Consider the following 15,619-nt stretch of genomic DNA (forward strand, 5'->3'; position numbering starts at 1 on the left):
TTATGGATTTTTGGACTAAATGCCTGCTTTACTGTTGTTGTCTTTAACCGTTTCACCTTATGGTGCTTACTAGTGGTCATGGTGTTGAATAAGTAAGCTTTGGATTTTAATTCTAGGCAAAAGAACGCAAATTTAATCTATAGCTGTGATGAAAATCTTATCTACACCCGATACTGAAAACAAAAAAATTAAAACTTATCCGGAAGTTGAGCTACTTCTTTGTTGTGCCCGTACTCAACTAGATCCCACAACTATTGAGCGAATCAAAGTCTTAGTTCAACAAGACCTTAATTGGACTCATATCATTCCAACAGCAGTCTTACACAAAGTCATGCCACTGTTGTATCAAAACCTAAATAATATCTGCCCCGAACTAGTTCCCAAAGCTGCTTTAGCTCAACTACTAAGTTATTTCCAAGCTAATGTTAGACGCAACCTTTCTTTAACTGGTGAGCTAATTAAACTCTTGAATCTGTTTGAATCACAGGGAATTTCCGTGATTCCCATTAAAGGAGCTATCCTAGCTATCTCAGCCTACGGCAATATTGCACTCCGTCAATTCAACGACATAGACATCCTAGTTCGTCAGCAGGAAGTCTTAATAGCTAGGGATCTTCTTGTTTCTAAAGGATATGAGAGTTCATATAAATTTACTCGAGAACAGGAAGTCGCCCGCCTAAAATCTCCATTTTGTAAGGATAATAACTATCATCATAAGCATACAGGAATTAATATAGATTTTCACTGGCAACTTTTGCAAAGATATCTATCCTTTCCACTAGAACATGAACGTCTTTGGGAACGTCATAAAAGCGTATCTTTGGCAGGCAAAACAATACTCAATCTCTCACCTGAAGATAATCTCTTATTTCTCTGCGTACATGGTTCTAGAGATCGTTGGAAACAACTGCAATTGATCAGCGATGTAGCTACCCTAATCTGCGTTTCACCAGATATAGATTGGGGATTAGTTATCGAGCAAGCCAATATATTAGGTTGTAGAAGAAGATTATTGTTAGGCACTCTCTTAGCCAAGGATTTATTAGGAATAAAGCTTCCAAAAGACATTTTGCGAAGAATACAGGCTGAACCAGAGATAAAATTACTGACCACGGAAATAACCGAAAGACTTTTCCGCCAAACTGAGGAGATACCTAAACTTTTTGATAAATCTTTTTTTGATATCAGAATTAGGGAACGTCTACAAGATAGAGTCCAGTATAGTATTTACCAATCAATTTTAGTGATTGCTAGAAGTAACAGGCTATTCCCAGCCTGGATTTAGAAGGATATTTGAACAGTGAACCAGATTTTACTATGACTTGACAAGATACAATATTTATAATTATTCAAGCTGTTTTTCAAAAATTGAATTAGACTCAGCAACTAACCCATTCAATTTTTGATTTTCTATAACATCGGAATATTTAGAATAAATTAATTGCCAATTTTTGATAGCTTGTTTCGGCACAGCTTCTTTATTAAATAACCTCATTCCACCTATACCTACATCCCGCACAAAGTCCGAATTATAAAATCCAACTTGATAACCTGACAGCCATGCTCTAATACAAATATCTGCATCATCACATTGGAATGGTGCAAACTCTTGACTAATACCTCCTAAATCTAGAGCTTCTTTCTTTCTTAAGAACATAGGAGCACGATTAACATACTCTGCGAACATGAAAGGCAGATTTTTTTCACTAATCAAGAATTCAGGTTTTTTGATAATTCTGTACTTATTAACTCCTGGAGTTCCAGCAATATTTCCTTCTTCTTTATAAGCTGAATCTTCACCTGGATTTATTCTATCAGGCATTAAGAGATCTAAACCTAACCTTCCTCCCAAAATTAAAAGTTTAGGAAAAGTTTCAAATAAACTTATGGCATCTTCTACCCAAGCGGGAGATGCAGGTGGAATATCATCATCTTGTAATAAGATAATATACTCACCTCTAGCTAAATCAATTGCTCTGGAATAAGTCCTAACTTCATATAAATCATTGCTTCTTATTAAGAAGTCATTTGGTTGGTTTAACTGCTCTATCCAATCTTGGTATGAACCATCTGAAGATCCATCATCGATTACAATAATTTCATCTATGGGAGCAAGTCTTAATGCGTTTATCAAGTTGCTTATATTCTGCCGTTTATTAAAAAATTGTACAATAGCAGAAATTTTAGGTTTTTCATTATAAATAAATTCAACTTCTGTCTTTCTATTTGAAACTTTTTTTACCAGTGAAGATTTAGTAAAATTTATGAATTTATATTTTAATAGTATTAAAGCTTTTTTTAACATAATTTACCTCACTATTAAAATACTAATGGTCAGAACACATTATATTTAAAAGTTGATATTGTCAAGAGTTGTTGCAGATTTTTTATCGATAAGTTGCTGATAAATTTTAATTAATTGCTGATAATTCTCTTCGGAAGAATATTTAGTTTTGTATGAACTAAGAGCGCCCTTGCTTAGAGTAAGTATAACATCACGATGAGTAGTTACCCATTTTATTTTTTCTGCTAAATCATGTGAATTACCAGCCTCAAAGTACAAGCCATTTACTCCATACTCTACAATTTCTGTCAAACCACCTAATTTTGGAACTAATACAGGTAATCCACAAGCAAATGCTTCTGCGATCGCTAAGGGAAAACCTTCATACCAAATAGAGGAAAATACTAAAATATTTGCATGCTGCATTAGTGATAGAACTACTGATTTATCTTGAAAACCTAAAAATTCAATCACATGAGCGTAATCTGAATTATGAACTTTTGCCTGCAATCTCTGGCGTAATGGGCCATCACCAACAATCTTCAAAGGTACACGCAAATTTTGCTCTATGTAGGCATCAATTAAAATGGAAATCCCTTTTTCTTCTGATAACCTTCCAACGAATAACAGATAATCATCTCGTTGATTAATTTGAGCGATAAAATTAGGAGAAAAAACAAAATTAGGTTTAACAAAAATTTTTTCTCGTGGCAATTCAGCTTGAACCATTTTTTCTTTTTGAAATTCGGTAAAAACGATATAAGCATCTACCCGTTCCTGCCAAGTATTTCGTAGTCGATGCCAGGTGAGCATTGCTGTTACAACCGAGCTTTGTAAGCGTGAGTTCCGATAGCAGCCATGCACAATACTAGGCCAAGGTATTAGCTCGCCGATGCAATCCTCACAAACTTTACCATCTCGAAAAGGCATTGCTTTGGGACAGGCAAGTCGGTAGTTGTGAAGAGTTTGCACAACAGGTAGCCCATACTGCTGACAAGCATCGTAAATAGAAGGAGAGAGCAAAGGAAAAAAGTTATGTACATGAACGATATCGGGACGAAAGCGGACAATTTCTTTGCTAACTTGTTCTTTCGCTGAATATGAGTAAATTGCACTTACCGCAGTTGTAACTTTATCCCAAGCGTTTGTAATGTCTTGATTACTAACTTCCAGTAAGGATACCTCATGATTATTTGCTTCCAGCAATAACTTCTCAGCCTTTACTACTCCGTCTTCACCGCCTGCAAGCTGGTATCGGTTATGTAGCAGCAAAACTTTCATAAGGTTAACTCTCCCAATAGTTGAAGAAGAAATATATGGGAAAACTGAGGCAATCTTACCCAGGTTTACTGCCTCTTTAAGGTTTAACAGCTAGTTGCTCCAAACTGTCTGATACTGACGGCAATTCGCGAGTAGATTTAATCATCTTTTTACGACGGCTCCCACTTCCAAGGGAAGCACCTACCAATATTCCTAAAGGAGCCATTGAGAAGATATAAACTATCACGTTGTCGCTAATCATGCTTAATGACACAGCCACCAAAGCAAGGAAGGCTGCTAGGTGAACGTGGGCATTAGCTCTATCATATTGGTCTGCCCATTGCCAGTTTTGCCAGGTTTTGATTATTAATTGCGAATATCCCAGAAGCCAGAATGTTAAACCTATCAAACCGTAATCATGAAAAATTCGTAAGTAATCGTTATGTGGGTGAATAAAAGCAGGACCAACACGTTCTCCTAAAACGATTCCTACAGAACTTGGCCCCTTACCAATCCAAGGTGATTCCATAGCTGAAGCGTATGCAACTGGCCATGCTACATTTCGTCCAGATGTATTAATTTGAACTCCTCCAACAGTAGCATTATCTCCTACAGCAGTAAAACGAGAGCGGATGGGTTCAACATAGGTGAATGCCAAGTATGCAACAGTAGCTATCAGGGCGACAGTTAAACCCATACGCACCCAACCCTTGAGACTTTTTAAAGATATTTGAGATAAAGGGAATAGGATTAACGCTATAAGCAGTGCTGTTCGCGAGAAACTCAAAGCAATAGCCATAATTGTAAAACTTGCCCACAATAATCCTCCAGGCAAGCGATAGCGCCAGGCTGCAAGACACCAAGCTATTCCTATAATGGCAAACAAGGCAAACGATCGCGGCCCCATGATTAAGCTTGCGCCGGGACCATTTATGATCAGACTTAGCCCATACAATCCTACTGATATCTTGATTGCTGTTGGAAAACTCTGACTTATGTAATTGGGTAAGTCAAAAGTTCGGTTACTCTGTATTGTACTGAGTACTACAAATCCAACGAATGCTATGTATAGCGACAAATTTTGGATAGTAGTGACGAGAGACAATGTGGAATAGTGCCACAGCCAATTTATTAAAGCAAATATAACAAATAAAACTAACCAAAATGCTACTAGTACTACCTTGGGCATCTTAGAACGAATGAATACCAAAACCCAAGTCGTTGGAGCTAAAATAAGCGTTAATATACCTAAAGCAGTAATTCCGCCTAAGCGAAATACACGTAGAAAATCAGTCAGTCCACAAATAAATAGCGTTATAGATAAAATATTTTGATAAAAACTCATAATTTTTGAACTAATTTCACGCCGAATTGCTCTTGGGTTAAGATTTGTTCGTAGAGTTGAGCCAACTGTCGTCCTCTAGTTTCCCAACTAAAAACTTCTTTCACTCTATTATGTCCAGCTTGTCCCATACGCAATCTTAACTCTGGATCACTGCTTAAATGGATCATAGCTTTAGCAATATCCTGCACTGCTTGCTCAGGTGTATGTGCTGGGATTTTAAAGCCAGTTTCCTCTGTAACCTGAACAGATGGGCCTCCTAAATCCAAGCAAATCACCGGACGCTTTGCTGCCATCGCTTCCAAACAAACAAATCCCCCAGATTCATGCAAACTTGGATGAACCAGAATATGGCAATTTCCTAACTTACTCCAAGTCTGTTCACGAGAAAGATTGCCCCAAAACTTAACTCTTTTAGTAATATCTAAATCTTCAATCAATATTTCTAACTGTTTACGTTCACTTCCTTCTCCTATAATCCAATATTCAGCATCAGCTAGGTTGGCTTGGGCGAATGCAGCTAGCCCCAAATGAAATCCTTTCCAGTGCAAAAGTCTACCTACACTAATAAACTTGATAGGGTAATTGTCGAGAATTGCATAATCTGCAAGGTTGGTTATTTCGTCTTTAGATAAACCTAACTGCGAATAAACTTGAACATTTTTTGCACCTATTTGGTGCAATCGTTTAGCTGTATCTTCAGTTGTAGCCCTGGCCAAAGTACTTTGTTGAGCAGTGAGACGAACAAATGGATCAAACTCACCTATCCAACGAGCCAAATTTCGCAAAACTTCATAAGCCTTGCCACGAAAACTAAAGTTTTTCCAAAAGCTTTTGGGAGCTGATTCTCCACCACCAACAGGGCCCCAAAGAAACGGAGTTGGAAGTAGTGAAACAAAGCTAGGGCTAGAATATCTCACATAGGTCACGTGATGTACAAGATCAAAACCAATATGCTTGTGGAGTGAGCGACCAACAAAATACGCCCAAATTTGCCAAAGGTAATAATGAAAATAGACGCCTCGCTGTTTTCCTTTTCGCTGAGGACTCCAATCCAAGACCCAACCTAAGGGATCTAGGTAAATAAAGTGCAGGTTAGACAGTGGGTTGCTTCCTATTTCACTTTCAATACCTTGGCGGTGACAGTTTGATGTCAGCACCCAGACTTGGCAATACTTGCTCACTTCTCTAACAACATTCCAGCCTACTCCCGGTTCTGAACCTTGTCCTGGTTCACAAGCATAGGCAGAAAACAAAACTTTAATGGGTTTCATATTTGATAAGTTCACAAAACTATAAGTAGCCAATAAAAAGTGCCTTATTCATTAAATTAATTAAATTAATGCTTCAATGCGAACGATTGAACGTCTGTTAGAAACTCTGCTGCTGCTTCTGGAGTATGATATGCTATTGACTCTTGTGACTTATGGCCCATAGAACTGATCAGATTTGGATTATCTATAAAACAACGCATAAGTTTAGCTATCTCTGTAGGATCATATGGATCAAATATATAGCCATTGTCCCCAGGGGAAATCATTTCTGATACTCCTGCATATTTAGAGCACATTATAGGTTTACCAAATAACATCGCTTCTAGCACCACCATACCCCAAATGTCTTCTAAAGTAGGAAATATGAAAATATCTGTATGCTGAAAATATTCTCCTAAGCTGCCATAGTTAACCCATCCTTCAAACTTAATTCTGTTTTCCAAACCACGCTCCCTAATCCAGCTTTCAAGCTCTTGGCGTTGTGCACCATCACCAATCACAATCAGAGTATAATCACAGCAACCTTGATTTTCTAGTAGTAAACAAGCTTCTAAGAGAAAGGTTAGACCCTTACGATGAATTGTCTGGCCAATAAACAAAAAAACAGGATGTTGATTATTAGACAGGTCTAAATCGTTAATCGCACTAGATTGTAAAAGTGCCTGCTTGTCTGGAATTTGGTAGGGTCTAGCGAAAACTTTAGCCTGATCAACCTTTAAAATGTTCGTAAGATATGCTTTTCCCCCTTGGGAGTTAGTGACAAATGCATCAGCATACTCAGCCATTAAACGTCTACTGAAGATACGAATTGGCGAATCACTCATGTCTATGTTAGGTGAACTTCCACTGTATATGATAATGACTCGCCACTTTGTTAATGGCTTCAACGTGAGGACTAAAAGAGTCCATAGAGAAAGACCAGTTACAAAGATGACTTGTGGTTTAAACTTCAGAAGATGAGGAATAATTTCTAAAGGTAGTAGTTGGATTATACGTTTGTACCCTGCATTTGTTTTACCAACAGAAATTTCTTTGTACTTACCTACTACATTGACTTTAAAAGCATCCTCACAACCAGGCACGAATCCAGGCCATTCTGAAGTAAATATCTCTATTTTGGGAACTATTTTATCAAGATTGCGGAGTACGGGCTGTATGTAAAAACCTAGTTTCATACTAGGACTAACCCATGCTATTGTAATATTTTTGAGTTTGTTGTTTACGTAATTCATATTAGCTAAATCCATATAAAACAAGGAAATACTGAATTAGGAACCTTAATTTAAGTGAATAGAATTAAACACAAAATATTGAGAGAAATACTAGAAAATAGAGATTGGTAATTAAGCAAATTATTTCCATATTTAATTATAAATTTTTAATATTGAACAAGAGAATGTATATTGATATTAGAGAACAGAAAAAGATAAAAATTAATATTTTTAGGATTTTCTAAAATCAATCAGAAAATTTCATTAGCCGTTGATATTGATCCCAAGCGGTAGAGGCAATATTTTTCCAATCAAGATGCTCTAATGCATAATGCCGACCTCTCAGTCCCATTTCTTTCCAATCTGAACGACATTCGAGTAACTTTATTAATCCTGATTTAATTTCTGATACCTCTGGTGCAACTACAACACCGCAGCCACTTGCTTGAACATGAGGCGCTATGCCAGCCACTTCTGAAACTAGTAGCACTCGCCCAGCTAGCATTGCTTCGAGAGCAGCAAGACTGAAGCCCTCGAAGCGAGATGGAACGCAAAAAACATCGTAGTTCTTGATAATTAAAGGTGTAGGGGTTGAGTAATCGGCAGGGAGAAATAAGGTTCTATTTGATAGTGAAAGCCTTGCTACTCTATCCTCTAAATTTTTCTTATCTCCTTTGTCAGCACCCTGAATTATAAGTTTGGCATCACTAGTTTCAACAATTTGAGCAAACGCATCAACTAGCAAATCTAGACCTTTGTTATGGGTATCTATACGACCTATAAAAAAGAACTTGGGAGTGCTTTCTGTGTTCCAAGTCAAGGAAGCTTCTGGATAGACTTCATTAGGTAAGAAACCATTGGGTGCTGCTATGACAGGAGTATTGACTTTTAAATCACGGAGAAATTCAGCATGCCGAATATCTAAAATTTGTACCGCTTTCGCTTGCCTCAACACTCGTCGTTCTAAAAAATACCAGTAGACCCATTTTACATAAGAATTTTTACTAAAAATTGCAGGATTATAGGGATCGTGTGGGAATACTATGTAGGGTACACTATATTTTTTCAATACACGAGATATAGCGTAAATTCTAGGCTGAAATATACCGCTTAGAATAATAAGACTATAGCTATCTAAATTATGACTAATGAATTGTTTTAAACCACTGGCAATTTTAAAAGTTTGATTCTGATTCGGATTTATAAAACATTTAATTTTATATCCCTCAGGCATTTCAAATGAGTCATCACTTTTGCCTTCACAAAGGATTATGACCTCCACACCACATTTAACCAGTCCAGAGGCAAGACCATGAATAGCTTTTTTAGTTCCCTCGCTCTTAATTAGTGTGATGTCTGGTGGAAAACTTTTTGTATATATATATAGTTTCATCGCCTAACTCAGCAACGTTGATTATTTTTAATTTTAGCAAGAACTTAATTTTCAAAAGCCTTTCATACGATTCAATCAAAGATAGTATCAGGTAAAAGTCAAGCTTAAGCCCAGCCCAACCACCCTTGCACTCTACCTTGAAAAGTTGCCCAATAAGACTCTACTCTGTCTAAGCGACCTTGTAGTAGTGATAACGCAACCCCTACCAATGGACGACCCCAGTCATAAATAACGAACCACAACGGAATGTTATGCTTACGTAGTACCCGACCTCTGCCCATTGCATAGGAATAAGTTTTGGAGTAACTTTTATCTTTGCTAACATTAGGTTGAATGAGTTGTGTTTGTGTTAATTTTATCGGGTGAGTTACAGTTACGGCAGGGTCGTAATACAAACCTTTATTAATAGCTCGCAACAAATAATCAGTTTCCTCCCCCGAACCCCAAGGTGTGTTTGCTCCAACTCCCAGACTTTCATCAAAGACACCTACTTCTATCACAACTGACTTGCGGAGAAATATAGTGTAAGAAATACCTCTTCGCCACACATTAAAACGGTTGATTCGCTCTGGTGGACTTTCTCCATGTCTACCAGAGTCTTTACCTTGTTGATCAACAGAACGTCCTGTAAGACCATTCCATTCAGGATGGTTTGCAAAGAAGTGGGCTACATGCTCAAGGATATCCTGTGGATAAGCGCAATCATCATCTGGGAAGGCTACTATATCGCCACTAATATGCTGCAACCCTACATTACGAGCGAGGGACAGCCCTTTTGCAGAACGTAAGTGCAAAATGGGAAAGCTGTTTTGATAGGCTTGGATGAATTCTAAAAGGCGCTCATCTGGGTTTTGATCTATGACTATCAACTCGAAGTTGCGATAAGTTTGGGTGTTAAGAGTTTGCAAAAAATGCTGAACTTCAACAGTGCGATTTAAAGTAGCAAGAACCAGAGAAAACTTCATTATATTTTGTACCAAAACACATCTGCGGTCATCTTTAAAGTAATGAGACTTGCTTAGGAAAACTCTTTTGAATTGAAATATTAGTAATACTTAAGGTTAAATAAATTTTACTTATCAAAGAATAAACAATAATCTTTATGATTTAATTTCATCCTTGTTTATTCGTTTAGTTAAAATACTTTTCAATTTAGCCAGATTTTCTTGTGCTCTGCGTCCAAACATTGTTCGTCCAAATATTGTTAGTATTAATCCCGATAGTATGTAAGTTCCCGACATTGGCAGAAATTGTAACAGACTAAGTGTATAACGTAAAGCTAAAAATCTTTGTCCTGCATCAACTGCCTTTCCTACCCTATTAACTTGTATGATTGACATTTTTAAGCCTATGGATTCACGATAAGCTTTATATCCAAGACGTTGCTTTATGATTGATCCCCACTTATTCTCAAAAATTTGAAAACCTGTTAAATTTGCTGACAAGTTACTGATAATTTGGTTCCCATGAAAATATCTAATAATTAATGGTTCAGTCACAGCAAGAAAATGGTTATTAGCTTTAGCTAGACTTAGCCATAAATCGTAATCTTGAAAACTAGGTAAGCTTTCATCAAAACCGCCTACATCTACTAAAGAAGATCGCTTGGCTAGAAATAAAGACGTAGTAGAAGGTAACCATCCTCTTAATAAATTATTAAAAACATCCCCCTCGTGAGCAATCAAATTTGGCAGCTTTTTGCGTTGGACTGATTCATAATATTCATAGCCTAAACAATAAACGATCGTAGCATGAGGATCATCACTAGATTGGAGACGGGCTAATTGTAATTCTAATTTTTTAGGCAACCATTCATCATCACTATCTAAAAAAGCTACAAACTCTGCGCGCGCTAATTGTATGCCTTGGTTGCGTGCGTGGCTTCCACCGCCATTTTTGCTCAAAGCAATATATCTAATTCTGGGATCTGCAAATTCATTGACAACTTCAGCTGTATTATCTGTAGAACCGTCATCTACAATAATTAGTTCAAAATTGGAAAATGTTTGTGCAAGTACGCTGGAAATTGCTCTAGGTAATAAGTTAGCTCGATTAAAGGTTGGTATAACAACACTAACAATGGGTTGATTTTGGAGTTGTGTTTGTGTATTGTCTGAAAATTCCATTATTTGTACCTCCAAAAATAATTTATATATGCTCTATTTAGATGTAGACTGAGGCTGTTAAAGCAGTTTTTTGTGCTGTATCTGGATAAGATACATTTTTATAAATTTCAACTAGTCTGTTATTCAGCTTATTAATATCGTAATGTTCTTCTACAAATTTCCGACCTGCTAAACCCATACTTCCCCAACTCTCTGGATGCTCGACTAAATAGCGGAGCTTCTCAGCTAAAGCATCTACATCCCGTTCAGGAACTAGAAAGCCTGATTTACCATCAAGCACACCATCAGGGATTCCGTTATGCAATGTGGATAATATCGGTAATCCCATAGCTTGTGCCTCTTGTAAAACTAATCCCTGCCCTTCTTGATCCCCGTTGGACGCAGTTACACTTGATAGAATAAAAATGTGGGAATCAGCATAAAGCTGGCACACTTCATCTTGTGTTTGCCATCCTAAAAATTTAATTTTATTTATGACTTTAAGTTCGATAGCCAGTTTTTCCAGCGATTCCCGAAGAGGGCCATCGCCAACAATTTGATATTCTAAATTAGAATAATTTTTTAAAACATTTGCTATTGCTTTAATCGAATATTCAATACCTTTTTTTTCAACTAATCTTGCAATTGTAAGAATTTTTATAGTTTCATTGGGGCAAAGTTGTCTTTTTTGAAAAGTATACTGTGAGAGATCAAGACCGACAGGAAGCTTTATAAGCTTATCCACAGGACAACCTAATTTTATAGCCTTGTTACCTGTGAAAGTTGTATTGGTAGTATATAAATCTCCCATACTAAAAGTTAGCTTGTAAATTTCTGCATTGTACATTAGAGATTTTTCATTTACATCATAACCATGAAATGTTGTGACTATATTCCCTTGAATAACGCCAATTTCTCGCAATATTGAACCTTTAACACCATTAGGAGCAAAATGACAATGAATAATGTCATATACTGATTTTTTCTCTAATAATTTAGCAACAGCATAAAACAATGTTAATGATGCAGATATTTCTCCATATTTAAAAATATTAAGTGAACGCACTATGATAATGGGATTACGCCAAAAATTCATAAACAGCAAGTTAAATGCTTTTAAACCTCGCCAAAGGCGATTGTTAGGTTTTCCCACATAGTACGTACGTTCCAAAAGACTATAATTTAATACATTTGAATGTATTTTTATAGTATCGCCTGGTTGGTTAGCATAAATGTCCACTTCATGCCCACGATCAATTAAACCTGTTATCTGATTCAAAATAAAAGTTTCAGATAAACTTGGAAATTGATTAACAATAAAGGCAATTTTCATAACGCATATCCTATAACATAATGATAAGATAATTTAGAACTGGTAAAAATTAATCTACACAACACAACATGCATAAAATTTCAATATTATTTTTAAACTTACCTCGAAATTATAAATATATAAAATATTGCTCCTAGATACACTAAGCACAAAATAGCAGCATAAATAATCACTATTGCTCATAAAAAATCAAAGAAAATTTTACAATAATACTTTTTATTAAAATACATCTACGCCCATGTATATTTTTTGGAAGCTTTTATAAATTTTTATGATCTAAAACTCAATTTTGCATACATTATTTAGATTGAAGCTGAGGCTGTTAAAGCAGTTTTTTGTTCTGTGTTTGTATGAGATAGATTTTTATAAATTTCAACTAGTTTGTCATTTAATTTATTAATATCATAGTTTTCTTCTACAAATACTCGACCTGCTAAACCCATACTCGCCCAGATCTCTGGATGCTCGACTAAATAGTGTAGCTTCTCAGTTAAAGCATTTACATCCCTTTCAGGAACCAGAAAACCTGATTTACCATTTTCAATTAACTCAGGAATTCCACTATGGTATGTGCTCACTACGGGTAAACCCATTGCGATTGCTTCTATTAAGACTATGGGAATGCCTTCTTGATCGCCTTGCTGACTTGTTACGCTTGGGGCAAGTAAAATATGAGAGTTATCAAGTATTTTTACAACTTCTTGTTGTTGCTTCCAGCCAAGTAGCTTTATACTATCAATCAAATCCAGTTCTTGAATTAATTGTTGTAAGTTTTCTCGCAAAAAACCGTCACCAACAATGTTATATTCAAGCTTCATTCCAGACTTTATAAGATTAGCAACCGCACGGATACCATATTCCACTCCTTTCTTTTCAACTAAGCGGGCTATTGTTATTATTCGGATAATGCCATCTTGTGGCTGTTGACGTAAAGTAAATAAAAATTTATGACAGTCTATTCCCATTCTATGTATGACTAAATGATTCTCATCACAACCTAGTTCAGCTAACTGAAACTTCATGTGTTTACTAATCGGACAGCAAAGTTCTCCTGTAGCAAATAAGTTTGCATAAACATTAGTTCCATATTTTTTAACATATTGTGACACATCATAACCATGAAATGCGGTGATTAGCTTACCTTGAATAACATTAAGTTCCTTAAGAAGGATTGCCTTGAGTCCATTAGTTCCAAAATGACAATGAATAATGTCATACACTCTTGGTTTGTTGAGTAATTGAGCAACTGTATAGAATAATGTTAATGATGCTGCTAGTTTTTTGTACTTTAATAAATTTATTGAATGCAACAAAAGAATGGGATCTCGCCGAAAATTCGGCAATAATTTAAATATTTTAATTAACCGCAAAATCCGACTATCAGGTTTTCCAATATAGTAGGTATTAGCCAGCAGATTATATTTCTCCACTTCGGGGTGTATTTTGGACATATCACCTGGACGATCAGCATAAATATAAACTTCATGCCCACGATCAATTAATCCTGTTATTTGGTTTAAGATAAAAGTTTCAGATAAAGTTGGAAATTGATTAACAAAGAAGGCAATTTTCATAATACATATCCTAATATATAAAATTAAAAAAATAACTTAATACTTAGTAAAGTGAATCTCTCTAATAGACATAAAGCTTAAATTTCATTTTTTAAACTCACGTAAAAAGCTCAAATAAAAATTTTTCATCTTAAATACGTAGAACATTAATCCGAGATATACTAGGCTCATTACAGCAGCATAAATAATTACTGTTGCCCAAATGGGTAGACTTGAGCCAATGCAAATCTTGATGCCAAGTATTGCTGCACCCGCCACTACTGATGATATAAATGTTTGTTTTACTGCTTCAAACACATCAAGCATTGTAATTGATGTGCCTCTTGTTGCATAGTAGATGCAGGGAAATGCTTGTAAAAGCATGGCTATGGCATAGGACAAAGCTACTCCAGATGCTTGATATGGTAAACCAATAAAAAATGATGTTACAAGCCAGGAAGAAGAGAATAAACCCCATTTGAACATGCGATCGCTTCTGCCTCTAGATATGTACAGCCAACCAGTAGTGTTACAAAGCGGCTGAACTAATGCGGATATGGCTAATAATCGAAAGATTGTGCTAGCCCCAAGCCATTGGGAACCGAGAAGAAATCCAATGATATCTTCTGATGCCACGATCATAAAGATGATCGTTGGCGTAGTTAGAAAAGCAATTACTGAAATAGCTTTGAGGTAATAGTGGCGAAATTGTTCTGGCTCCTGTTGCAATCGACTTAAGCTAGGGATAGCAACCGCAGTAATTGGTGCATTAATCTGGTTAATCGGCAGAACTAGCAATTGATAAGCTTTAGCGTATAAACCTAACTGTTGAGCACCCCAGTATTTTCCGATGAGAACATTGTCAAGATTTCGGGCAAAGTAATTAATAGTAGTGAAGCCAGTAAGATGTCCTCCAAAAGCCAACATTGAACCTACTCCCGATCGCCAAACAGGTAGTCCGGGACGCCAAGCACAGGCAATCCAGAGTCCTATAACGCCAGCAAACCCTGAAACAAGCGGCAAAATTACTAGTGCCCAGTAGCCCAATCCATACCAAGCAGCAACGAGCGCCGCTAGAATGCCAATCACCATAGCGCGAATATCATTGAACACTAGCGCCTTGTATTGCATCTGGCGATTGAGCAAGGCGCTGTGCTGAACACTGAACCCACCAAAAATAATACCCACGGACAGCGCCAGGGTAATCCAAATCAAACGGGGTTCATTATAAAACCAAGCAATTCCAGGCGCGATCGCAGCAGTAATCAGCGCAGCTGTTAGGCTAAGTGCCACGTTCACCCAAAACAAGGTGCTAACTTGCTCATGATTAATCTCCTCCTTCTGGACAGTTGCCATTGACAACCCCAAGTCTTTGAACAGACCGACAAACCCAATAACCGCAGTCACCATACCTATTAAGCCATAATCTTGTGGCGTCAGTAATCGAGCTAATACTACATTGGATACCAAGTTCAAGCTAAACTTCAAAACTTGGGCAACCATTGTGATCGCACCACCACGAACAGAGCGTCCTTTAAGATCAGCCTTCAGATGATCTGTGCGGAAATATTTGTCGTTCTTGTCATTGGAAAAGAGATTTTTCATAGATACGGCTAAATTAGAGTTGATTAAGTCGCTATCAACTCAATAACGACGAGATGGAAAACCAACATGAGAGTGTAGTCCCAGATAACTTGGCAATTAAGACTGAAACAAGTGCAATTACTAACAAAACCAACAGATTCAGATGAATATACTTAGTTAATATTGCTGAATATAACTAATCTTGTTGAAGTTTTACATGGTGGCTTCCAAATCATCTTGCCATAACTTTTTAGCAAATTGGTAGCAATTCAAAAAACTT

Annotated in this window: 12 protein-coding genes; 1 reads left to right on the forward strand and 11 read right to left on the reverse strand. The window is 36.7% G+C overall.

Annotation, left to right across the window (positions count from 1 at the left end):
- The first annotated feature begins 148 nt into the window (after positions 1-148).
- The gene (locus FNW02_RS12175; protein ID WP_225225603.1) at positions 149-1,285 is read left to right on the forward strand and encodes a nucleotidyltransferase domain-containing protein; all 1,137 of its coding nucleotides are present in this window, start codon (positions 149-151) and stop codon (positions 1,283-1,285) included.
- Positions 1,286-1,345: 60 nt separating this feature from the next.
- Here the strand turns inward: FNW02_RS12175 and FNW02_RS12180 are convergent, their stop codons facing one another.
- The 11 genes from FNW02_RS12180 to FNW02_RS12230 all read right to left on the reverse strand — a co-directional run bounded on the left by FNW02_RS12180 (position 1,346) and on the right by FNW02_RS12230 (position 15,360).
- Positions 1,346-2,305: a glycosyltransferase family 2 protein gene (locus FNW02_RS12180; protein WP_191757813.1), complete on the reverse strand. Its 960-nt coding sequence runs from the start codon at positions 2,303-2,305 to the stop codon at positions 1,346-1,348.
- Positions 2,306-2,350: 45 nt separating this feature from the next.
- Positions 2,351-3,565, reverse strand: coding sequence for a glycosyltransferase family 4 protein (locus FNW02_RS12185; RefSeq protein WP_191757814.1), 1,215 nt, complete (start codon positions 3,563-3,565; stop codon positions 2,351-2,353).
- A gap of 76 nt (positions 3,566-3,641) precedes the next feature.
- Positions 3,642-4,889: an O-antigen ligase family protein gene (locus FNW02_RS12190; protein ID WP_191757815.1), complete on the reverse strand. Its 1,248-nt coding sequence runs from the start codon at positions 4,887-4,889 to the stop codon at positions 3,642-3,644.
- Entirely contained in the window at positions 4,886-6,151 is a 1,266-nt protein-coding gene (locus FNW02_RS12195; protein WP_191757913.1) for a glycosyltransferase, read from the reverse strand. The genes FNW02_RS12190 and FNW02_RS12195 overlap by 4 nt, the downstream gene beginning before the upstream one ends.
- A 74-nt stretch (positions 6,152-6,225) precedes the next feature.
- Positions 6,226-7,407: a glycosyltransferase family 4 protein gene (locus tag FNW02_RS12200; protein WP_225225605.1), complete on the reverse strand. Its 1,182-nt coding sequence runs from the start codon at positions 7,405-7,407 to the stop codon at positions 6,226-6,228.
- A 211-nt stretch (positions 7,408-7,618) separates the two neighbouring features.
- Entirely contained in the window at positions 7,619-8,764 is a 1,146-nt protein-coding gene (locus FNW02_RS12205) for a glycosyltransferase (RefSeq protein ID WP_191757816.1), read from the reverse strand.
- A gap of 104 nt (positions 8,765-8,868) precedes the next feature.
- The gene (locus tag FNW02_RS12210; RefSeq protein ID WP_191757817.1) at positions 8,869-9,729 is read right to left on the reverse strand and encodes a glycosyltransferase family 2 protein; all 861 of its coding nucleotides are present in this window, start codon (positions 9,727-9,729) and stop codon (positions 8,869-8,871) included.
- 135 nt (positions 9,730-9,864) lie between these two features.
- Positions 9,865-10,890, reverse strand: coding sequence for a glycosyltransferase family 2 protein (locus FNW02_RS12215; protein WP_191757818.1), 1,026 nt, complete (start codon positions 10,888-10,890; stop codon positions 9,865-9,867).
- Between the two features lie 37 nt (positions 10,891-10,927).
- Positions 10,928-12,202: a glycosyltransferase gene (locus FNW02_RS12220; RefSeq protein ID WP_191757819.1), complete on the reverse strand. Its 1,275-nt coding sequence runs from the start codon at positions 12,200-12,202 to the stop codon at positions 10,928-10,930.
- A gap of 302 nt (positions 12,203-12,504) precedes the next feature.
- A complete protein-coding gene (locus FNW02_RS12225; protein WP_191757820.1) occupies positions 12,505-13,776 on the reverse strand; it encodes a glycosyltransferase in 1,272 nt (423 codons plus the stop codon).
- A gap of 84 nt (positions 13,777-13,860) precedes the next feature.
- Positions 13,861-15,360: a lipopolysaccharide biosynthesis protein gene (locus FNW02_RS12230; protein WP_191757821.1), complete on the reverse strand. Its 1,500-nt coding sequence runs from the start codon at positions 15,358-15,360 to the stop codon at positions 13,861-13,863.
- Between the last annotated feature and the right edge of the window lie 259 nt (positions 15,361-15,619).

The organism is Komarekiella delphini-convector SJRDD-AB1 (assembly GCF_014831675.1).
In the GTDB taxonomy this organism is placed as follows: Bacteria; Cyanobacteriota; Cyanobacteriia; order Cyanobacteriales; family Nostocaceae; genus Komarekiella.